The 21,996-nt window shown below is 39.6% G+C and carries 19 protein-coding genes; all 19 read left to right on the top strand.

Features of this window, described 5'->3' with window-relative positions:
- Window positions 1-78: 78 nt before the first annotated feature.
- The 19 genes from GVV20_RS03600 to GVV20_RS03510 all read left to right on the top strand — a co-directional run bounded on the left by GVV20_RS03600 (window position 79) and on the right by GVV20_RS03510 (window position 21,835).
- Window positions 79-2,736 (top strand): InlB B-repeat-containing protein, encoded by a 2,658-nt coding sequence (locus GVV20_RS03600; RefSeq protein WP_159740068.1) that lies wholly within the window; start codon window positions 79-81, stop codon window positions 2,734-2,736.
- 97 nt (window positions 2,737-2,833) lie between these two features.
- Entirely contained in the window at window positions 2,834-3,238 is a 405-nt protein-coding gene (locus GVV20_RS03595) for a VOC family protein (RefSeq protein ID WP_159740069.1), read from the top strand.
- A gap of 189 nt (window positions 3,239-3,427) precedes the next feature.
- Window positions 3,428-5,200: an EndoS/ChiA family endoglycosidase gene (locus GVV20_RS03590; RefSeq protein WP_159740070.1), complete on the top strand. Its 1,773-nt coding sequence runs from the start codon at window positions 3,428-3,430 to the stop codon at window positions 5,198-5,200.
- 613 nt (window positions 5,201-5,813) lie between these two features.
- On the top strand, window positions 5,814-6,119 hold the full coding sequence (locus tag GVV20_RS03585; RefSeq protein ID WP_159740071.1) for a hypothetical protein: 306 nt from the start codon (window positions 5,814-5,816) through the stop codon (window positions 6,117-6,119).
- 273 nt (window positions 6,120-6,392) lie between these two features.
- On the top strand, window positions 6,393-7,106 hold the full coding sequence (locus tag GVV20_RS03580) for a response regulator transcription factor (protein WP_159740072.1): 714 nt from the start codon (window positions 6,393-6,395) through the stop codon (window positions 7,104-7,106).
- Between the two features lie 4 nt (window positions 7,107-7,110).
- Window positions 7,111-9,153 carry a HAMP domain-containing sensor histidine kinase gene (locus GVV20_RS03575; protein WP_159740073.1) on the top strand — a complete coding sequence of 681 codons (2,043 nt, stop codon included), beginning with the start codon at window positions 7,111-7,113 and terminating at the stop codon, window positions 9,151-9,153.
- A gap of 84 nt (window positions 9,154-9,237) precedes the next feature.
- Window positions 9,238-9,738, top strand: a complete 501-nt coding sequence (locus GVV20_RS03570; RefSeq protein ID WP_159740074.1) for a DUF2812 domain-containing protein — start codon at window positions 9,238-9,240, stop codon at window positions 9,736-9,738.
- 46 nt (window positions 9,739-9,784) lie between these two features.
- Window positions 9,785-10,774 (top strand): LacI family DNA-binding transcriptional regulator, encoded by a 990-nt coding sequence (locus GVV20_RS03565; RefSeq protein WP_159740075.1) that lies wholly within the window; start codon window positions 9,785-9,787, stop codon window positions 10,772-10,774.
- Between the two features lie 83 nt (window positions 10,775-10,857).
- Complete coding sequence (locus GVV20_RS03560) at window positions 10,858-11,934, top strand: galactose ABC transporter substrate-binding protein (RefSeq protein ID WP_159740076.1); 1,077 nt, start codon at window positions 10,858-10,860, stop codon at window positions 11,932-11,934.
- A 48-nt stretch (window positions 11,935-11,982) separates the two neighbouring features.
- Window positions 11,983-13,491 carry a sugar ABC transporter ATP-binding protein gene (locus GVV20_RS03555; protein ID WP_159740077.1) on the top strand — a complete coding sequence of 503 codons (1,509 nt, stop codon included), beginning with the start codon at window positions 11,983-11,985 and terminating at the stop codon, window positions 13,489-13,491.
- Between the two features lies 1 nt (window position 13,492).
- Complete coding sequence (locus GVV20_RS03550) at window positions 13,493-14,500, top strand: galactose/methyl galactoside ABC transporter permease MglC (RefSeq protein WP_159740078.1); 1,008 nt, start codon at window positions 13,493-13,495, stop codon at window positions 14,498-14,500.
- A gap of 29 nt (window positions 14,501-14,529) precedes the next feature.
- Window positions 14,530-15,696 (top strand): galactokinase, encoded by a 1,167-nt coding sequence (locus tag GVV20_RS03545; protein WP_159740079.1) that lies wholly within the window; start codon window positions 14,530-14,532, stop codon window positions 15,694-15,696.
- The gene (locus GVV20_RS03540; protein ID WP_159740080.1) at window positions 15,680-16,654 is read left to right on the top strand and encodes an aldose epimerase family protein; all 975 of its coding nucleotides are present in this window, start codon (window positions 15,680-15,682) and stop codon (window positions 16,652-16,654) included. Before GVV20_RS03545 ends, GVV20_RS03540 begins: the two co-directional genes overlap by 17 nt.
- Before the next feature lie 93 nt (window positions 16,655-16,747).
- Window positions 16,748-17,041, top strand: coding sequence for a PadR family transcriptional regulator (locus tag GVV20_RS03535; protein WP_159740081.1), 294 nt, complete (start codon window positions 16,748-16,750; stop codon window positions 17,039-17,041).
- Window positions 17,042-17,055: 14 nt separating this feature from the next.
- Window positions 17,056-18,228 (top strand): DUF2812 domain-containing protein, encoded by a 1,173-nt coding sequence (locus tag GVV20_RS03530; protein WP_159740082.1) that lies wholly within the window; start codon window positions 17,056-17,058, stop codon window positions 18,226-18,228.
- Window positions 18,221-19,366, top strand: coding sequence for a DUF2812 domain-containing protein (locus GVV20_RS03525; protein ID WP_159740083.1), 1,146 nt, complete (start codon window positions 18,221-18,223; stop codon window positions 19,364-19,366). The genes GVV20_RS03530 and GVV20_RS03525 overlap by 8 nt, the downstream gene beginning before the upstream one ends.
- Window positions 19,367-19,498: 132 nt before the next feature.
- On the top strand, window positions 19,499-20,044 hold the full coding sequence (locus GVV20_RS03520) for a maltose acetyltransferase domain-containing protein (RefSeq protein ID WP_201287495.1): 546 nt from the start codon (window positions 19,499-19,501) through the stop codon (window positions 20,042-20,044).
- A gap of 64 nt (window positions 20,045-20,108) precedes the next feature.
- Entirely contained in the window at window positions 20,109-21,209 is a 1,101-nt protein-coding gene (locus tag GVV20_RS03515; RefSeq protein ID WP_159740084.1) for a VOC family protein, read from the top strand.
- 20 nt (window positions 21,210-21,229) lie between these two features.
- On the top strand, window positions 21,230-21,835 hold the full coding sequence (locus tag GVV20_RS03510) for an alpha/beta hydrolase (RefSeq protein ID WP_159740085.1): 606 nt from the start codon (window positions 21,230-21,232) through the stop codon (window positions 21,833-21,835).
- Window positions 21,836-21,996 lie beyond the last annotated feature (161 nt).

Genomic DNA, 21,996 nt, shown 5'->3' with positions numbered 1-21,996 from the left:
TAACAGTGAGGAGCGTCCTTTAGACCCTAAATTCTATAATTGAGTTAGATACATAAAATAGATGGAAAGGGAATTTTTATGAAGAACAAGAATAGAAACATGTTAGTAACACTGTTCGTATCGCTATTTCTAATATTTGGGTTGATTCCAATTCATGCAAGTGAAACGGATGTGATTACGACGGTCGATCGTTTAACACAGGCGATTACTGAGGCTGAAGATGGTGCAGTCTTAATCTTAGACAAAGCGTTTGTGTCAAATGATATTCAAATTGATGTTGCTGGAAAGCACTTAACGATTGAGGGAAATGACGTTGTTTGGTCAACTGGAGGCATGACATTTAGTGGTAGTGGTACAATTACGGTCCAAAATTTGGAAATAGACGGGACAGCAATTGAAAGTCGACTGATTACAAATAAAATGGAAACCGGTACGTTAACGCTTAAAGGCATAACTTTACACAACGCAACGTATGGTGCTCTTGATGTTGATACGAAGCGTGATGCTCAAACAGAAATTATCGATACCGCAATATCGAATAATACTGCGGGGAGTGGTGCTGCAATGTATTTGGGAACACAATCCAATGTCTTAATTCAGTTTTCGACAATCGAAAACAATAAAGGAACAGCAGGTGGGTATGAAGCAGGAGCTATTGCATCCAAAGGATACAGTGCAAACCTTGATATTCAGAATACTGTTTTCCGTAATAATATCAATAGAGCACCCTTTACGGGAATCTTTGGTGGCGGTGGTGGTGCCATGTCAATGCATTATCTCACAGGAAATGTTTCAATAGATCAATCCTACTTTGTGGGCAATGAGACTAACGGAAAGGATATTGCACCGGCAAAGACATTTGATGGCGGTGCTATTTATGTTTTTGATGGTCGCGATGGAGCCACATTTACCATTAGCAATTCTACCTTTGCAAATAATGTTGCGTATGATGATGGTGGTGCAATCATGTTCCAAGGAACAGGAAATCCGGGGCTTACAACATCGATTTCCAACAGTACTTTTTATGAAAATAAGGCCTATGGACAAGACGGTGCTGGATACAGTGGGGGTGCCATTCAATATTTTAAAAATGGTGGATCGTCGCGAATGATTAATGACATTCAAGGGTCGACGTTTATCGGGAATCAAAGCGGTAATGAAGCTTCGACGATGGAACAACGCGGGGGCGCTATCGGATTGAGTGGCGCCGGTTTATTCGCGACTGCATCCGTATCGCGAAACAATAGTCTGTTTTTGGGGAACCGTGTTTATGATGGCAACGGAACCTTGAATCATTTAAGTAACTATAAAGATATTTCAAACTCACAAACAACACAAGAAGGAACTGAGAATATTATTAATGTTGATAAAGGTGTTGAACCAACCGCCATCTTTGAAGAGATTCTAGGTATTGGTGGTGGAAACTTAGTATCCAATCACACGAATATTACAGCAGGTGTTGAACGGATAGCAGTTCCTACCGTACCTTATAAACCAGAAAGTATGGCAGATAATACCTACAGGGGTTCAAGCGCCTTATTACAATTGGATCAGCGTCAATTTGAACGCAATCAATCACAGGGTGCTGTACAAGCGTCATGGATTCGATATGATGCGAACGGGGGATACTATGATCTCGCCCTACGTGATACATATGATGGAAATACTTATTACGAAGTGGGACCAGATTCCAAAATCGAGACGTACTATAGTCTCGGATTTATCCAGGAACTTGGAACATTACTGAGTGGTGCGTCCATAAATCTGACACGCGAAGGGTATGCGTTTACTGGATGGTCAACTAATGCGAAGGCCACGGAATCCGATCCGCGCTATGCACAACTTGAAGCCGTAACTTACCCATCCGAAAACCTGGTGCTTTATGCGGTTTGGGATGAAATTATTCCCGTTCAAATGCATACAATCACATATACTGATGGGGTTAGTGATGCTGTGATTTTTGAAGATGAGCATCACACAGTGGATGCGGGGACCGATACTCCAGCTTTTACCGGTTCATTGGATCGTGAAGGCTATACATTTGTTGGGTGGTCACCAATACTAAGTGAAACGGTAACGAAGGATCAAATTTATACCGCGCAGTGGGAAAAAAATACCTATACGATAACGTATGAATCAAATGGCGGAACTGTGGTAAGTTCTGAGACGGTACCTTATCTGGAACGCTTCACACAACCAGTAGATCCCCAATTGGAAGGCTATACGTTTGTTGGGTGGTTCAGCGATAAGGAACTTACGCAAAATTATGATTTTAATAAGCGTGTGGTTGCGGACGTGAACGTATATGCCCAATGGCTTGTTAATGAAGAACCAATTACGAGGTACACGATACGGTACGAAGATGGCACAGAAAATGAAGCAGTATTCAATACGCAATCATACACTGTAGCGTCTGGTAGTTCAACGCCATTATTTGTCGGAACACCGACACGTGAAGGTTACACATTTATGGGATGGAACCCCGAGCTTCAGACCACTGTGAGTCGCAATATGACCTATCAGGCACAATGGCAAATGAATGATGGTACTCCCAACCCAATCGATCCAATCACACCAGTAGAACCTCCTCAACCAGAAGATTCAAACAATTCAAAGGATGAACTACCCACAACGGGTATCGCAACCAATTTGAGTGGTGTCATTCTTCTGAGTGCAGGAATTGTTGTTACTGGAATCTATAGCTATCTACGATTTAGACATGAGCACACTGAATAGGGACAAATCAGATACATAGATACTTAAAAGTTACAATGCACAAGACGTGCTCTCTTTTATCTCTTAAGTTTATAATAAAAATAAAAGGAGGGCTCTTATGTCAACAATGGTATTTGTTAATTTTCCTGTAACTCAATTGGACCGTGCGATTCAATTCTACACAGCACTTGGATTCAAACAGAATCTTGAATTTTCAAATGATCAGTCTGCAGCCATGATGTGGGATGATAATTTCTGGATTATGCTCCTCACGCATGGATTCTACAAGACCTTTATTGGAAAGCGAACGATTGCTGATACCCAAGCGCAAAGTGGTGCACTCATTGCCTTTAGCCTGGAAAGTGCGGATGCGGTTAAGCAATTTGGTGCACGTGCAGAAGCACATGGTGGCACAGTCTATCACGTAGATATGGGCATCCCTGAATCAGTCATGTTTGGATTAGAAGTTCAAGATCCAGATGGCAATATGTTGGAACCATCATGGATGGCAATGGAAGGGTAATATCCTTCTCTTAATCTTAGTAAAAACACACCTCACATTGGAACGGTATCGTTCACTGTGTAGGTGTGTTTTTATTTAGGGAGTATCCACAAATTATAGGTCTTCTCTACATTTCATAGTACTTGTTATGAAAACGTTTACAGTGTTTGAGACTGGGTGTACCATAACTATAAACAATAGGAGGTAGTTATGAAAAAACTAACTAAGAAGTTTTCATTGATTATGTTTATTGTACTGATGGGAATGGGAAGCTTAATTCCGGTTCACGCACAAACCCGTGGGGTGGGTCCAGAAATGAACTACGAAGAACCAATTATGATGGCTTATTATCGTACGTGGCGTGATGCTGCAATGCCTCATGATTCCAATTCCAATCTACCAGATGCTAATGTCATTAAAATGACGGACCTTCCGAAAGAGATTGATATTGTATCGGTCTTCCACTATGTTAATCCAGGAACTGATCAGGACTTATTTTGGGAAACATTAAAGAATGACTATGTACCAACACTACACGAACGGGGACAACGTGTTGTGCGTACGCTTGATTATAAAGAACTACTCAAAATTAAGACCAACACAGGCAAAGATAGTACGACGTTAACTGACGATGATTATCATGCATTTGCTCAGACGTTAATCGATACCTATATGACACCATGGAATCTTGATGGATTGGATGTTGATATGGAAACAAACTTAAACAGTGAAGAAGTGGCTATTATATCCAATGTCTTTATCCAACTTTCAAATATTCTTCAAATCAAAGAAGGTAGTGATAAACTCTTAATTTATGATACAAACAAAGATAACCACGAGCTATTTCGGGAAATAGCACCACATATTTCGTATTTATTCATTCAAGCGTATGGCCGTAATCCACAAAGTCTTGATCGAACATGGGAAACTTACCAATCAGACATTAGTTCGACACGGGTTTTATTTGGGATTTCGTTCTATGAAGAACAAGACAATACAAACTGGAATGATGCTTTAGGTCAGTTCAGTGAGGAAAAATATCTTGCAAGTCGCGCATATCAGTATGCAAAATGGCAACCTAAAGATGGTGAAAAAGGGGGCATGTTTGTCTACGCAGTTGACCGTGATGGCAAAGACTACAAAGAAAATACAATCAGCGAAACAGATTTCGCATGGACAAAACGGATGATGCAAACACTCGAAGAAAGCCGTCTTGAAAAAATTGAAGACATTACAATCGAGTTTAAAAATTCTCGCAATGAACTGCTAATGTCAAAGTCTCTAAAAGCGGCATATAATTCAGAAATATCCATCGAAATTCCGAATCTTGCAGGGTATGTCTATAATGGGGATTTGTCAGCCTTGAAATACACTGTGAAACAAGGACCACAAACGGTTGTCGTGACATTATCACAAGTGCTAGATGTAACGTTTGAAGTAAATGGTGGAACCGCAATTTCGAATCAAACAATTGTTGAAGATGGGCTCGTGGCACGACCAACTGAACCAACGCGCGCCGGCTACACATTTGATGGCTGGTATGTAGATGAAGCATTCACATCACGATTCGATTTCGATACAACAATAAATAAAAATATGACGCTCTACGCAAAGTGGCATAAACAGGCTTTATCTTACACCTTGTCATTTGAGACGGGAGAAGGCTCCAAAGTTTCGCCACAGACAGTCTTTGAAAATACAACTGCAACGATACCATCAGCACCAACCCGTGAAGGCTATACATTTGATGGCTGGTATACAACTGATCAATTCACAACAAAGTTCGATTTTAACTTGCCACTAAATGCTGATACGACAGTTTATGCAAAATGGCAAATAATAAGTCCTACTAAACCAACAGAAGTGTTGCCGGCAACAGGGACTGCAAATACATTGATGAACGTTGCTCTCACGATGAGTGTGCTGGGAGGATCCTTCATAGCACTTAACGCCTATGTAAAACGCAAATCAAATACAAACTAAAAAATGAAAAAGTGATACATGGGGGATGTATCACTTTTTGATGTAAGGGTTATGGGGATAACACTCACGATAAGCTCATAATATCTCGTGGCTCGTGAAATGTTTTGGTAGTGTAGATATGGGGTACATTTCAGTGAAATTGAGGTTTTCAGATTTACAGGGGTGATCATCTGACGTGTTAATAAGCTGAGTGTTGAAACAGTGTGTAAGCAAAGTTCCAACTTTAAGTGTGCCACTTATTGAGATATTATTAGAAATTATAAGTGTCGAAGCAAGCGAATACATGAAATGTTTGGGGCATCTAAATGTAATGAAAACGAATTGCTTGCTTCAACAAAACTATCATACTCGTTTGATGAAATTCCGTGGCTGATTTGTCATGAACCCAACGCATTTTGTCATGAAATAAAGATGTTATTAATATATAAAGTATATATGTAATTAATTTAAGATTTATGAATGAGACCTTCATAATACAACCTTGAATGGTGGCTTTACGGGTTGTGTATCGTTAACGAAATGTGAAAGCGTCGTAAAAATGTTGTGTTATCGATGGTGAGTTTATGCAAGGGGCATAAAAAAGTGGTAAGATAAAAAGACAAGGAGGGTAATCATGAAAAAATTTGGATTTGTCGTTTTGGGTGCTGTTGCCGGTGTCGCAATCTATGAGACACTACGTCAAGCAGGATACCTCGATGAAATAACAGGTGCTGTGAAACGAACCGCAGGTGAATATCTTGATGATCCAATGATGCAAGTAGATGGTTGGGTCGATACTGGAAAAGGAAATATAAAAAATGCAGTCCATAAAGCAGATGATACCATCTCAAACTTTGTAGAGGATGTAAAAGATAAAGCACAAACCGTTCAGGAAACTGTCGAAGATGCTGTCGAACAACCTCAGGACATATCTGAATAAAAAAAAGTGTTAATTGCGCTATCGTGGCAATTAGCACTTTTTTTTGAAGACATATGTGTCAAAAATGCAGGATAATCTTGAATATTTGAAAACTTTAGAAAATCTTAAGAATTGCACCAACGGTTTCCTAAGAATTCTTTGACATAATAGCAGTCGAAAGGGGAATGGTATGGATACACTATTTTTAGTTCTATGTTTAGCACTGACGGTGTTTGGTGCAATTGTACATTCTGATCAATAAAAACTATAATAATTATAATGGAGGCAGCAGTAATGACACATACAATATTGGTGGTTGAGGATGATTTGGGAATCCGCGAAGCAATCGCGATTAATTTAGAAAAACAAGGTTATACAGTCCTTCAAGCATGCAATGGAAAAGAAGCACTCGACGTCGTTAATAACAGCACGATTCATCTCGCGATTGTTGATATCATGATGCCGGAAATGGACGGTAGTACCTTTACAATGCATGTAAGAATGAAATACAATTTTCCAATCATGTTCTTGAGTGCGAAGTCGGAAGAAGTTGATAAAGTTCAAGGGTTAAACTTGGGTGCCGATGATTACATGACAAAACCATTCAGTAGTATTGAATTACTTGCGAGAGTACGATCTCATTTGCGTCGCTATGAACAGACGTTGGACTTGCATGCACAATTGAGTCAGAAAACGAATCCGAAGTTTTATCAAGTGGGGGGATTGGTACTCATGCCTGAATTGAAACATGTTGAGGTGGATGGCGAGTCGGTTCATTTAACGCCGAAAGAATATCAAATTCTAGAGCACTTAATAAAACACCCAGGTCATGTTTTTTCAAGTGATGCTTTGTATGAAGCGGTATGGCAGGAAACGGCAATTTCAAGTGAAACCATTATGGTCCATATTCGTAAAATCCGCGAAAAAATTGAAATTGATCCCAAGAACCCGCGTTACCTCAAGGTGGTTTGGGGCGTAGGCTATAAAATAGAAAAAGATACCGAGTAAACATATGAAAAAGAAACTATTATTTACGACATTACTATTACTTTTAATTGGTGCATTGAGCTATGGCTCCAATGCACTCATGCAGCCGAATGCGATTATTCGTCCGGTTAGTTCGCAGGAAATGATGAGTCATTATCCGCATTCAATGACTATCGTTGCAGCGAATTATTCACACAACAATGATAAGCAAACCGTAGTTCTTGAGAATCTTGAGAGTGACGTCAGCGATCCCAACTATAAACGCTTGGTTTATAAGAATATGGAGGAAATCTCCAAACAATTTGTGAATGACCCCGCAATCCGATTTTGGCTAGTAGACAAAAACACACAAGAAGTGGTTGCAGGTTCGGATGCGGCCGATTTTGCGAAAAGAGATGATAAGGATTTGTTTCAGTGGTCACAGACTATCAATGTGCCTGAAGATTTTCAACCCTTTATGGATACGAATCGATTTCCTTACGAACGTCTGGGAATCGGGTATTCAGACAATCCTGAGTTTAAGGGCTCATATTCACTAAGTGATAAATACGACTATGTATTCGCACTTTCAGCAAACCAAAAAGAACTTCGAAATTCTGAAGTCATTAATACAATTACATCCGACTATTATTCACGACAAAATACAACCGCCACATTACTCATGTTTGGCGCGATAGTTCTGGCAGTTTTTATCGTAATCTATCCGATCAGAATTGCGGCAGAGGTTCCACCATTTAAAAATATTTGGAACTTAAAAGGTGAACTTGCCGTCATTTTGCTGGCACTTCTGGTTTCATATGGAACGAGTCTAACCTTTACATTGGCGTCAGTTTACACGTATCAAATTGATGCTGTTATGATGACGCTCTCGGTGGGACAATCGATCACCTACGGTTTCGTCGCATCTCACATGTATCTATGGTGGGCGATTATCTTTGGTGTCTACGTACTTGCGCTTTTCTACGTGAAACGTGTTCTAACATTTGGTATTTTTAGAACGTTCAAGGAAAAAACCTATACAGGACGTTTTATGGCACGGGTAAAACGGAATTCTACGACCTTCTTGACATCACCCTTAACGACAAAGTTTAAGAACCGTATCATCGTGTTAATTGCCATCAATACATTTATCATTATTGTGCTGATTGGTTTAGGCACATTTGGAGTCATACTTGCACTAGTCTATGGTGTTGTGTTGAGCTACTTCAGTATCCGCTTGTTGACGGGGGTTAAGACGGATTATTTGGCGTTACAAGCTCAAGCTGCTCATATTGCTCAAGGCGATTTTGATACCGTTGAACCGATGAAAACTACACTATTTAAACCAATACTTGATGAGCTTTCAACAATCAATAAAGGCTTTGATCATGCCGTTAAAGAAGCCATGCAATCACAACTTACAAAGACAGAGTTAATTACAAATGTGTCCCATGATCTTAAAACGCCCCTTACGGGAATTCGAAATTATAGTGAGTTATTGCAAGATCAAACATTGGATGATGCGACACGCTTAGAATATACGGTTCGCTTAAATAGTTATACTGAGCGACTTACAAAACTCATTGAAGATCTTTTTGATATCAGTAAGGCGAGCTCTGGAGAAATTAGACTTGATGCACAAGAACTCGATATTGTATCGTTGGTGGAACAAGCGTTGATTGAACACAAGGATGCACTGGAAAGCCGCGATATTCAAGTTGTGACCGAGATTGCAGAACAACCACTAATGGTTAATCTGGATGCAGATAAGACGTTCCGAATCTTTGATAATATTATTCAAAATGTTGTTAAGTATGGGATGGAACATACGCGATTCTATGTCGATGTATCCGTGCGGGATTCAAATGTCCGTGTATCGATGAAGAATATATCGGCATCACCACTCAACTTAAAGCCAGATGAAGTTGTGGCGCGGTTTGTTCGTGGTGATAAGTCACGAACCGAAACGGGAAGTGGGCTTGGACTCGCGATCGCACAAAGCTTTACTCAAATTCAAACAGGGCAATTTACCATTGGGATTGACGGTGACTTATTCAAAGTTATCATCGAATTTCCTTGTATTCATTAAAAACCACCGTAAGGTGGTTTTCTTTTGTTATCTTGACGAGCTGGCTATTTGTGACTAAACTGAAAGTAATTGGAGGACGTACTCATGATTGAAAAAAAATACTTTGGGTTGGATCAAGTTGCGGATGAAATTCGCTATTTGGAAGCTAAGGAGGGGTATATCCTCAAAACGTTTGATGGAGAGCGTTATACGTTTGAAGCGACTGATGAAGGTCCTTTTACCTATGCAGTTCACTTCTCCGTGGAACCTGCATCACTACAAAACTTTACCGATGTTGGCTTCACAGTGTGTTGTGAATACTTGGGGAGTCAAGGAGGTTATTACTATTTCTTGACACGCCCTCAAACAATAACCCAACCGGTTCCCCACAATTATGATGACCGCAAAGATGCCATTCAACTCAAAGTAAATCGTGTCGACCGATTTGTAGGTGTTGTGTTGATTGCAGTAATCTTTTTGTATGCCTATTTCTTTATGAAAAATATGAATGGCTTATACCTAATTGTCCTGATTCCGACACTGGGATTAACGGCATATGTCTATACCGTACGTCAACGGTATCTTCGATTCATAAAAAACAACTAGATATTTTACTAAAAATTTACTATAGTGGTATCAGGAGGCATGATTTATGGCTACATTAAAAGATATCGCGAAGTTAGCGAAGGTAAGTACATCAACCGTTTCACGTATTTTGAATGATGATCCAACGCTAAATGTAAAAGAAGAAACCCGAGAGGCAGTTTTATTGGCTGCACAATCTCTAGAATATAATACAAAGTCAAACATGATTAATAATTCGATTGCTATTATTCAATGGATATCGAGTGAAGAGGAAGAAGAAGATCCTTACTATTATGCATTGCGCAAGAGTGTGGAAAGTTTTTGGATAAAAGAACGATATCGGGTACATCGGTTTTATAAAGATAATATGGAAGATGTTTATACCCAACAATTTGATGGCTTAATCTGTCTTGGGAAGTTCTCGATGGAACAGGTCGAGTCATTATCTCAAGCGAATTCAAACCTCATTTTTGTGGATTCAAATCCCGATGAAGCACGCTTCACATCCGTGGTTCAAGATCTTGAAATGGCGTCAGAACTAGCTTTAGAACACTTATGGTCTCTTGGTCACACAGCAATTGGATATATCGGTGGGAAAGAATTTATGGGTCCAGAACAAGCGCCATATCAAGATAAACGAGAAAAACATTATATCGAAATGATGGATTTAAAAGGCCCATCCAATTATAAAGAACACATTCATTTTGGAACATTTAATGCGCGTACAGGGTATGACGCAATTATTGATGCAGCTAAAGCCAATCGGTTAGCGACTGCATATTTTTGCGCATCCGATACAATTGCAATGGGTGCCATTCGCGCATTAGGAGAACTTAAGAAATTAGATGCTGTGTCTATAGTGGGATGTAACGATATTGCAACATCACGCTATTTGAATCCGCCACTTACAACCGTTCGACTCAATACAAAATTGATGGGAGACATTGCATCGTCACTGCTTCTAATCCAAATAAACACTGGACATAATACACCCAGTAAAACCCAAATTGTTCCGAAACTCATTAAACGTGAATCCGCGAAATTGGTAAACGTTTAGTAAACTTCGTTGACAAAAGCGCTTACATTTCATATTATGAACGTACACAAGCAATATACTTTTGTCAAAGGGAGGACAATAGAATGAAGCAATTGAAAAAAGTACTCGTCATATTATTTGCGTCTGTACTGCTCGTAGCATGTGGTGCAAACAATGCCAAGACCGATGGGTCTTCTGGTTCTGGAAAAACATATAATGTTGGTGTTGCGATTTATCGATTTGATGACAACTTCATGACACTCTACCGTCAAGAGCTTGAAAAATACTTTGGTGAACTGGGTGCTAAAGATGGTAATACCTATAAGTTAGACATCCAAGATGGTAAACAAGACCAATCTACACAAACAGAGCAAATCAATAATTTTATTGCTCAAGGAAAAGATGTCATTATTGCTAACTTAGTTGATCCTACGGCTGCAGCATCTGTTATTAATTCAGCGAAAGCTAAGGAAATACCTGTTGTCTTAATTAACCGTGAACCTACCCCTCAAGATTTAGAAATCTGGCCAGGTAAAACAACCTATGTTGGGGCTGACGCAACGCAATCCGGAACCATCCAAGGTGAAATGATTGCAGGTCTTCCAAACAAGGGAGATATCAACGGTGATGGCAAAATCTCATATATTACATTAATGGGTGACCCTGCAAACGTTGATGCCCAACAACGGACTGAATATTCAATCAAAGGCTATGAAGCTAAGGGCGGCGCAGTCAACTTACTGGCCCAACCTTACCAAGCAAACTGGGACTCTGCTAAAGGACAAGAATTCACAGCGAGTGCGTTGGAGCAATTCGGTAAAGATCTTGAAGTTATCTTCGCAAACAACGATGGAATGGCAGTTGGTGCGGTGACTGCAATTAATGCTGCTGGACGTAAAGTTGGTGAAGACATCTATATTGTTGGTGTTGATGCAATTCCTGATGCACTTGAACTTCTCAAAAATGCACAATTGACTGGAACAGTACTCAATGACCACTTTAACCAATCACATACAGCTGCAGACGTTGCGGTTGAATTAATGCAAGGAAAAGATGTGGAAGCATACTACTGGCATGATTATGTTGGTGTAACGAAACCTGAAGATGCAGAATTGAAACGTGTAGACGCACGTAAAGAAACAATCGCAGAAATTAAAGTACGTTACGCGGAGCGCGGATAGAAACATTAAAGTGTGCTTCGGCACACTTTTTTAATAGGTAGGTAAATTATGGAAACAAACATACTTGAAATATCAAACTTAACAAAAGAATTTCCAGGTGTTAAGGCATTAGATAATGTTCAACTGGCACTCAAACCCGGAACCGTTCATGCACTGATGGGAGAAAACGGCGCAGGTAAATCAACGTTGATGAAATGTCTCTTTGGCATTTACCATCGCGATGCCGGGACAGTTATTTATAATGGACAAGCTGTTGACTTTAAAAATGCTAAAGAGGCTATGGATGCAGGCTTAGCAATGATCCATCAAGAACTTCAACCCATTCGGAAAATGACAATCGCGGAAAATATATTTCTTGGGAAATATCCACTGAATCGCTTTGGTTTAGTCGATCATAAGAAAATTAATGCATGGACCAAAGATTTACTCGAAGAGGTTGGTTTAGACAAAAAACCAACCGCACTTCTGGAAACATTAACGGTTTCGCAAATGCAATCGGTTGAGATTGCGAAAGCGATATCGCACAATGCCAAAATTGTCATTATGGATGAGCCCACATCGTCATTAACAACGTCTGAAGTTGAAATGCTCTTTAGTATTATTGACCGCCTCAAGCAAAAGAATATTGCGGTCATCTATATCTCTCATAAGATGGACGAAATCTTACGAATTTCAGATGAAATTACCATCATGCGAGATGGCCAATACGTGAATACATGGCCCAGTTCAGAAATGAGTGTTCAATCCATTATCAAAAATATGGTTGGTCGGGAGCTAACAAGCATGTTCCCTGAAAAAACTAACGTCCCTCATGAAAATGTTATTCTTCGCGTTGAAAACCTCACATCTACAGATCCTCTATCATTTAAAGAATGCTTCTTTGAACTCCAACAGGGTGAAGTTCTCGGAGTCGGAGGACTGGTTGGAGCACAGCGGACTGAGCTAATGGAAGCAATTTTCGGAATCCGTCCTATCGAACAGGGGTTAATAAAAATCAACGGGTCACAAACGATTATCAAACATCCCAACGATGCCATCGCCAATAAAATTGCGCTGGTAACCGAAGATCGTCGTAGTACTGGAATCTTTGGTGTCTTATCTGTTGAAGATAACATCGCGATTACATCTATTAATGACCATATTAAATACGGACTGATTAATGATAAAAGTGTGGATACGATGGTTACGGACTCAATAGAAAAACTCCGAATCAAAACCGCATCGAAACGCACGAAAATAGAAAACCTTTCCGGTGGAAATCAACAGAAAGTTATTCTTGCCCGATGGTTGGCAAATAATCCAGATATCTTGATTCTTGATGAACCAACGCGAGGCATTGATGTTGGTGCTAAATTTGAAATCTATCAAATTATCAACGATCTAGCGAACCAAGGTAAAAGCATCATTATGATTACATCTGAAATGGCGGAGTTACTCAATGTATCCGATCGAATTATGGTTATGTGCGAAGGGCGTATATCCGGATTCCTTGATAGCAAAGATGCTACACAAGAATCGGTGATGACACTCGCAACCAAATTTATGCAGGGAGAATAGTATGACAACTAAATTATTTAAAAAAGATAAAAAAATAGATATACAAAAAATACTAACAGACTACTCAATGTTTATCGTGGTAGCTGTAATGATTATTTTTACAGGTACTACTCAAAGCAACTTCTTTACCATTGGAAATGCATCAAACATTCTCGCTAACACATCAGTACGTTTTATCATTGCGCTTGGAATCTCAGGAACATTGATTATCCGTGGTACTGATTTATCGGCAGGACGGATTGTTGGTTTCTCCGCGATTTTAGCCGGAACGTTAGTACAACAACCTGATTTTGTTGGGAAGTTCTTTCCAAATCTACCGGATTTACCAATCTTTGTGCCACTCTTAATCGTTATTGCAGCATGTGCACTGTTAGGGCTTATGAATGGGATTATCATTGCTTACTTCCATGTTCCACCATTCTTGGCAACATTGGGAACTCAAATTATGATTTATGGATTCAATATGCTCTATAGTGGGAACCAACCAATTGGAACATTTAAAGACGCGTACATTCAGGTTGGTCAAGGGAAGCTCTTTGGAACCATTCCATACTTGGTAATTATTGCAGCTATAGTTGGGGTCGTTATGTGGGTTCTTTATAACAAAACCCGTTACGGGAAAAATATGTACGCAATTGGTGGAAACGAACAAGCTGCAGAAGTTTCAGGTGTTAACGTACCCCGCACTAAGATTAAAATTTTTGTACTCGCAGGTGCCCTTTACGGACTTGCAGGTTACTTGCTATCTGCAAAAACAGGATCAGTAGGGCCTTCATCAGGTACTAGTTATGAACTTGAAGCAATTGCTTCTGCGACCATTGGTGGCGTTTCAACAACAGGGGGTCAAGGTACGGTTCCTGGAATCTTACTTGGGGTCTTTGTCTTTGAACTATTGAAAGTGTGTTTAGCATATTTAGGGGTTAAACCTGATATGACAAACGTCATCCAAGGGATTGTGATTGTGATTGCTGTAGCGTTAGATATTCGTAAATCAATGCGTAAAAAATAGGTATATAGAGGCTTTTTAGGAGGGGCATTATGGAATTATTAGAAAATAAATTTGAGTCGGTTTTTGGGAAAGAGTATGATTACGCATTTTTTGCTCCAGGTCGAATTAACTTGATTGGTGAACATATTGATTACAGTGGTGGTAATGTGTTTCCATGTGCGATTACAAACGGCACTTACGCTTTGGTACGTGTTCGAGATGATCATGTATTTCGATTTGCGTCACTCAATGTTTCGGATACAGAAATCCTTGAAATCGACGCCTCAGACTTAGCATTTAACGACAATCACGGATGGGTAAACTACGCCAAAGGTATCATTGCGACCATTGCACAAAGAGGCCTTCCAGTCGATACTGGATTTGAAGTACTTTACTATGGTGATATTCCCAATGGTGCAGGATTGTCCAGTAGTGCATCGCTTGGTATTGTGACTGCAGAGTTTATTCGTAAGATTAACCATCTGACATTAAGTGACCTTGATCTTGTAGTTGTGACCAAAGATTCTGAAAATCAGTATATTGGCGTTAATACGGGAATTATGGATCAATTTACGGTTATGTTTGGTCAAAAGGATACGGCGTTGCGGCTAAATACCGAAACCCTTGATTATGAACGTGTCCCAGTACAATTAGAGGGGCACAAAATTGTAATCATGAACACTAATAAACAACGTGCGCTTGCCGATTCAAAATATAATGAACGCTTGGAAGAGTGTGCACGTGCCTTAACAATCATTCAGAATCACTATAACGTCAGTGAACTATGCCAACTCAATCGCGAACAGTTAGAAGCAATCGTTGATTCCTTTAAGGATGATATGGTGGCGTATCGTCGTGCACGTCATGCAATCAGTGAAAATGATCGTGTGAGCCGTGCCGTTCGAAAGCTGCGTCATGGTGAACTCATGGCATTCGGAAAACTTCTCAACGCAAGTCACAAAAGTCTTAAAGATGATTACGAAGTGACCGGAAAAGAACTTGATACCATTGTGGAAGCAGCATGGAATGAAGCATCGTGCATTGGAGCTCGTGTAACGGGAGCTGGGTTTGGTGGCTGTGCGATAGCAATTGTCGCTACCGATGCCATTCCGACATTTATCAAAAACGTTGGAAACAAATACAAAGAAGCGATTGGTTATGAAGCAAACTTTTATGTCGCAGAAATCGGTGACGGTTCACATGAAATTGAACGTTGAAGTATCGCATGAAGCGTTTACCGATGTAATTTCATTATCCAACGGTATCCTTGATGTTCGCGTGTTATCGTATGGTGCAACGTTAATTCATTTTGGATTTGTGAATGAACAAAACTGTGTTGTGCGATACCAAGACCTTGGTTTGTATGAATCCAATCCGGTATACCTCGGAAGTGTTGTCGGGCCAACGGCTGGACGCATCAAAGACGGCCATTTATGTGTAGGTAGGAAAGCATATGAACTTTCCATCAACAATACACCAAATCATCTTCATGGTGGTTTTCAATCACATGCCTTTCAAACATTTTCGTATACGATACTCGAGGATGGCATTCGTTTTGAGTTGGAGGATACGCCTCATGATGGCTACACATTAACCGTCAAGACAACCGTAACCTATCAACTTAAGGATGCACAGCTAATCGTGACGATATCTGCCTATCCAAGCGAACCGTTCCCAATCAACATTACGACACACAATTACTTTAATTTAGATGGAAACAATTCCCTCGCCAACCATGCTTTAAAAGTTGAAGCCAATGAGATTTATACGGTTGATGCGAGTTTAGCGAATGATGGCAAGACGCTGCCTGTTGCCCACACCGCATTTGATTTTAGAGCTTGGAAATCAATCGAACACGCATTGACACAGCAGCATCCAGAATTTGAAAAAACACGCTTTATTGATCATGACTATCGTCTTGATGGAAAGCTCTATCTAAAAACGCAAACGCGTATGTTGGTGTGTGAAACATCACTGCCAGTATTACGGCTTTATTTTGCGAACTATTTTGATGAAACCTTTAAACAGGAATATGGTAAGGATGCACGCAATTACAGTGCCCTTGCAATTGAACCGCAGTACCCTGCGAATGCGATCAACTTTGGACAAGGCGACATTTTCTCCACGGACACTCCGTATTCCTCATGGTCGTCTTATACGTTGTATCGCCTTTAAAAGTCACTTTGTGACTTTTTTTTATTTGGTAAATAAAAGAGACCATGCTATAATATCGATAGATGATATCGTTGGTCGATATTGGAGGTGTACATGACAGAAACAATGATCTACGTTCTTATGGCACTGCAAGATCGTGATATGTTTGGGAAAGAAATTGTAGACTGGGTAGCAGAGAAAACGAATCGTCGTGTCGTCTTGGGACCCGGAACACTGTATACAATTCTCGCGAAGTTTGAGAGTGATGGCTTTATTTATGAAACGAACCGCGAAGGACGTGCTCGTACGTATACCATGTCAACCAAGGGTACCGACGCTCTCCATAATGCGATTGATAATTACAAGCAAATAATACTTGATGCTCAAGAGGTACTCAAAGAAAAATAAAAAGGAGGGTTGAAATGCTTGAATTTCGAAATGTAAGTGCATCGGCATACTTAGCGTATGAGGCATACTTGAATGAGATGGTTACGAAAGGATATCATCTCAAAAGTTTCAATCCGTTTTATCAACGATTTGAAAAAAATAAGGACGCTAATATTCGATATGAAATCATTCCCAAAGCCCACCGAAGGTATAAGGGATTTCTCGAAAATAATCGTGAGTTTAAAGCATTCGTTGAATCATTCGATCGAAAATTTATTGCTTGGTTTGGTCCTTTTGCTATTTTTGAAACATCAATGTCAAATATTTCAACGATGGACATTTCGTCGGATTTAGATCTTGAACCACTACAAAGACATATTCGACAAATGAAACGAAGTGGAGGGCTACAGCTAGGGGCCGTAATACTCTTTTTGCTCCAAATTGCTATCGCTACAGATCTTAATCTTCTGACCAGCTCATTAAAAGTCGGTTCGTTATTTTTGTTTTCCTATACATCGGTTGCATCTTTTAAAACCTTAAAAGACGCCCGGAATGATCTTAAATGTCTTCAGAATCGACAATTTGCTAAGGCTGTTCCTGGTTATCGCTATGAAGGAATTACTTCAATCCTTTCCATTGTGCTTTTGGTAGGGCTTATGTTCACAGGAATGTATGGCTTCATCAATCAATGGGGACTGGTACTTGGTTTATGGTTATTAGTTGGAACGCATACTTTAGATGCAGTTTATCGTATTAAATACTCAACCCAGCAAACAACCTCAAAGCCTGCCAAATATCTTGCTGTCAGTTGTATTAGTTTAATCCTTACACTAGGAATCCTGGTTGGTATTCAACCCGGTAAGAATAAAGACGTTCATTTACATCCAAACTACTACGAAACGGAATCGGTCTATGCTACGTTTGATGAATCGGTATTTGCGTCAAAATATACGGTACGGGAAGTACGACCGCAAGCTATGAGTCCAACTAGTTATGACGCAGCGACAATTATAGTTATGCGGTTGTATGCGCCGATGGTGCGACCCTTGTTGAATTATGAAATGATGCGCTATGCAACGACTTACGATTTCGAAGTTATTCAAGTATCATCGGATGTCTATGTGCTTCATAACAACGTAATGCCAAATCAAGAAATGATGAAACTGTTAGCACTAGAGGGAATCTCTATGGAGGAAAGTTATGATTGAATTCAGACGTATCAAATTGTCCCAGTATAAGCATTATGAAGTCTATCTTAATGAGAAAGTTCAAGAAGGGTATCATTTAAAACGCTTCACGTTGTTCTTCCAACAGTTTGAACGTAGTGACGATAAGACCCTTCGGTACGAATTAATTCCGATGCCATCACGAAATTCTAAAGGTTGGGGAAATAATGAATATGCATTTCGTGAATTTATGAAAACGTTTGGCAGAACTATCGTCGGATGGATTGAACCCATTGCGATTCTCAAAACGCATGAACCAGCATTTGAAGAGGCAAGTAATATTCAAGAGTTAGAGCTTGAACCGATTAAAAAACGCTTAAAGCGGAATGCGTTTCTATATTTAATGCTAATTGGAATGTGGTTGTTTACGATGTATACGTCGACCCAATCAAAGCAAATGACGATTACAAGTCAGGGAAGTCTTGCAACATTTCTACTCTATCCGTATTTGATTTTGACGTATTCGATCTATACATATTCTTATTTTAAGGAGTATCAAAATTTGAAGCATGGTCGATACTCTAATTTCAAAACAAGTAAAAAATATACGAACTTGCTCAATTTAATTACATCACTCATCATCTTATTCCTAATTATTGGTTGGGGTGGTATGTTTGGGAAGATAATCAGCATTAAGGGATTCTTATGGGTGGTCATCATTTCTCTGGTTATTGTAGGGGTTGTAAAGATTATTAAACATACAAAAATTCATAAATACCTGAAATATCTAGCTGTTGCGATCTCTGTATATTTGATATTCGTAGTTTCGTTTAACGTGTTGATTTTAAGTACATTGACGTCACTTGGAAGTCCCCGTGAAACCAATCCAGAGCATTCTGAAAATATAGGAAGTTGGTTCGAGGAATCTGTCATTGCCTCCGAGTATCGTGTCTACGATATTTCAGAAAAACCGAGTCCAGATAGCAGGTCATATAGAGCAGTGGTCCTTCACCTGAAAACACCATGGATGCGTCCGATTTTTGACTACCAAGCGAATCGTTATGCGGAAAACTTCAACTATAATCTGAAGAAAGTCGATGATACGCACTATCTTCTAGAGAGTGGTGAGAATCCGACACCAGAAATTCAAACACTCATCCATAAAAAACTCAGTCATTAATCTTTGGCTTTTCGAATACAATCATACTCCGTCGTATAAACGGGGTATTTTTTTGTTGGCAAGTATACCACTAAAAACGGCATAAAAAAGAGAGGTCGATGTGATAGGATAAATATACAAGTGAGGTATATTATGACAGAAAAAGAAAAAATGATTCAAGGCATGCTTTATGATGCAGGAGATCCAGAATTACAACGTGAAAATGCCTATGCTCGTGATATTGTTGTTCAAGCATCACAGATTTCAGATAACAAGACTCGAAGCGAACTGTATAAAAAGATAATAAAAACAAAAGGGTACGCAAGTTTTGGCGTGGGACTCAAATTAGACTATGGCTACAATGTAAGCGTGGGTGAGAACTTCTACTGTAATTACGATTGCGTGATGTTAGATGTCTGTCCGATTACGTTTGGCGATAATTGTATGCTCGGGCCTGCAGTTCAAATTTACACGGCAACCCATCCACTTGATGCGACCGAACGTAATAGTGGACTTGAATTAGGGAAACCAATTACGTTTGGTGATAATGTTTGGATTGGTGGTGCTGCGGTTATTTATCCTGGGGTTACGCTGGGGAATAATGTTGTGGTTGCTGGTGGCAGTGTTGTGACCAAGTCATTTCCGGACAATGTTCTTATTGGTGGCAATCCAGCGAAAGTGCTAAAAGAAGACATTTAAGCATATAAGTTGAGAAGGAAAATCATAAAATATATAATAACATGGTAAGGAGGTAGGTTATACTATGGAAAGAATTTTAGGACTACATCATGTTTCTTCAGTCGTTAAAAACGCACAAGAAAATGTTGATTTTTATGCAGGAATGCTCGGAATGCGTTTAGTTAAAAAGACACTAAACTATGACGATATTGAAGAGTACCATTTCTATTATGGAAATCATGATGGCAGTACAGGCTTATCCACCTATTTCCCAATTTCAGATTCTAAAGAAGGCGATATTGGAGATGGTCAGGTTGGATACGTTACTTATGCAGTGAATACAGGAGCACTCGACTTCTGGAAAGAAAGACTTGATCACTTTGATATTTTTAATTATTCATATGAAAGATTTGGTGAGCGTTACTTAGCATTCTCAGATCGTCATGGATTGGATATCGAGTTGGTAGAAACACCGTTAGGGCCAAATAGTCAATGGGCATTCAATGGTGTACAACCAAAAACAGCAATTAAAGGTTTGTATAATGCAGCACTCTTCTCAGAAAGACCGACACAAACGCTTGCGTTGTTTACCGATCTATTTGGATATACGATTGTGGCGGAAGATGATGAGTATTACCGACTCCGAATCCACGAAGGATTGGGTGGGTTGATTGATATCCGTAAACATACAACAACAATCGGCACCAAAGGACACGGAACGGTTCATCATATTGCATTCGCAATTGAACGCGGAACGGAAGAAGCATGGCGTGAAAAACTACTCGGTGCTGGATACTTCCCGACAGAGGTTAAAAATCGTAAATATTTTAATGCGATTTACTTCCGTGAGCGTGGCGGCATTCTCATTGAATTATCAACCGTTACACCAGGTGTAAGTGTTGATGAGCCTGTCGAAACACTCGGTGAAGCGTTTATCATTCCAGAACACTTTGAGGCACAACGTCTGATCATCGAAAGCAAATTTATGCCTGTATTCGTTAAAGAAATTGATACGTTAGAAACTTATGGTTATCGAAACCGTTACGAGTACGATATGATTACCAAACGAAATGAAATCCGTGAGTCTATTAATGCGATCAAAGCATTTGAAAAAGAACGACCATTGACAGATGATGAACAAGCGCAACTAAAAGCACTTCGTAAAGCATTTATCAAAGTACGTTAAGATTTAGAAAGAGGACAATAATGATAGTACATGCAAAACATGATGGTTCTACTGATCGCGTTATCTTTATGCTCCATGGAACTGGTGGTAATGAGAACGATTTGGCAAACCTCGCACGATATATTGATGAAACAGCAACACTGATTGGTATCCGTGGTGCTGTAGAAGAACAAGGAATGCTTCGTTATTTTAAACGTTATGCAGATGGAAGCTTTGATTTAAAAGACCTTGCAAAACAAACAACAGCACTTCATGAAGGAATGTTCCAACTCTTGGAGTATTATAAACTTCAGGATGCGGTAGTGTCCGTTATTGGTTATTCGAATGGGTCGAATATTGCGATCAATCTCTTCAAGGAGTTTGAGACAGATTTTACCAGTGCAATGCTCTTTCACCCCTCATCCGTAAGACCGGGAGTGCCATTCAAACAACAACCGGCTCTAAATGTTTATACAACGGGTGGTAAAATTGATCCATTCATCGCATTTGATAAATTTGAAGAAGCGGTTAAAGAGTTTGAAGATGCAGGAATTCCTGTAACAACAAATGTTCAACCAGGCGGACATCAACTCGTCGATGCGGAAGTTATTGAAGCCAAAAAATTCTATGAAGGTATCATTCAATAAATCTATCAAAAATAGAAACAGTTTCATGTTTCTATTTTCCTAAATTCAAATCTCAACCGCACCACCAAGGTGCGGTTGTTTTTGTATAATAAAAGGAGCCCACCCGACTAAAAGGAGCTCCCATATGAAGTATAAGCAATTAAATAAAAAAATAAAAGACC

The sequence above is a fragment of the Erysipelothrix aquatica genome (assembly GCF_009828775.2).
GTDB lineage: Bacteria > Bacillota_I > Bacilli_A > Erysipelotrichales > Erysipelotrichaceae > Erysipelothrix > Erysipelothrix aquatica.
This window is presented reverse-complemented; position numbering and strand designations above follow the sequence as displayed.

What these genes read in the sequence shown, in the direction of transcription:
- GVV20_RS03600 (WP_159740068.1), top strand. Translation starts at nt 79, where the DNA reads ATGAAGAACAAGAATAGAAACATGTTAGTAACACTGTTCGTATCGCTA.
- GVV20_RS03595 (WP_159740069.1), top strand. Translation starts at nt 2,834, where the DNA reads ATGTCAACAATGGTATTTGTTAATTTTCCTGTAACTCAATTGGACCGT.
- GVV20_RS03590 (WP_159740070.1), top strand. Translation starts at nt 3,428, where the DNA reads ATGAAAAAACTAACTAAGAAGTTTTCATTGATTATGTTTATTGTACTG.
- GVV20_RS03585 (WP_159740071.1), top strand. Translation starts at nt 5,814, where the DNA reads ATGAAAAAATTTGGATTTGTCGTTTTGGGTGCTGTTGCCGGTGTCGCA.
- GVV20_RS03580 (WP_159740072.1), top strand. Translation starts at nt 6,393, where the DNA reads ATGACACATACAATATTGGTGGTTGAGGATGATTTGGGAATCCGCGAA.
- GVV20_RS03575 (WP_159740073.1), top strand. Translation starts at nt 7,111, where the DNA reads ATGAAAAAGAAACTATTATTTACGACATTACTATTACTTTTAATTGGT.
- GVV20_RS03570 (WP_159740074.1), top strand. Translation starts at nt 9,238, where the DNA reads ATGATTGAAAAAAAATACTTTGGGTTGGATCAAGTTGCGGATGAAATT.
- GVV20_RS03565 (WP_159740075.1), top strand. Translation starts at nt 9,785, where the DNA reads ATGGCTACATTAAAAGATATCGCGAAGTTAGCGAAGGTAAGTACATCA.
- GVV20_RS03560 (WP_159740076.1), top strand. Translation starts at nt 10,858, where the DNA reads ATGAAGCAATTGAAAAAAGTACTCGTCATATTATTTGCGTCTGTACTG.
- GVV20_RS03555 (WP_159740077.1), top strand. Translation starts at nt 11,983, where the DNA reads ATGGAAACAAACATACTTGAAATATCAAACTTAACAAAAGAATTTCCA.
- GVV20_RS03550 (WP_159740078.1), top strand. Translation starts at nt 13,493, where the DNA reads ATGACAACTAAATTATTTAAAAAAGATAAAAAAATAGATATACAAAAA.
- GVV20_RS03545 (WP_159740079.1), top strand. Translation starts at nt 14,530, where the DNA reads ATGGAATTATTAGAAAATAAATTTGAGTCGGTTTTTGGGAAAGAGTAT.
- GVV20_RS03540 (WP_159740080.1), top strand. Translation starts at nt 15,680, where the DNA reads ATGAAATTGAACGTTGAAGTATCGCATGAAGCGTTTACCGATGTAATT.
- GVV20_RS03535 (WP_159740081.1), top strand. Translation starts at nt 16,748, where the DNA reads ATGACAGAAACAATGATCTACGTTCTTATGGCACTGCAAGATCGTGAT.
- GVV20_RS03530 (WP_159740082.1), top strand. Translation starts at nt 17,056, where the DNA reads ATGCTTGAATTTCGAAATGTAAGTGCATCGGCATACTTAGCGTATGAG.
- GVV20_RS03525 (WP_159740083.1), top strand. Translation starts at nt 18,221, where the DNA reads ATGATTGAATTCAGACGTATCAAATTGTCCCAGTATAAGCATTATGAA.
- GVV20_RS03520 (WP_201287495.1), top strand. Translation starts at nt 19,499, where the DNA reads ATGACAGAAAAAGAAAAAATGATTCAAGGCATGCTTTATGATGCAGGA.
- GVV20_RS03515 (WP_159740084.1), top strand. Translation starts at nt 20,109, where the DNA reads ATGGAAAGAATTTTAGGACTACATCATGTTTCTTCAGTCGTTAAAAAC.
- GVV20_RS03510 (WP_159740085.1), top strand. Translation starts at nt 21,230, where the DNA reads ATGATAGTACATGCAAAACATGATGGTTCTACTGATCGCGTTATCTTT.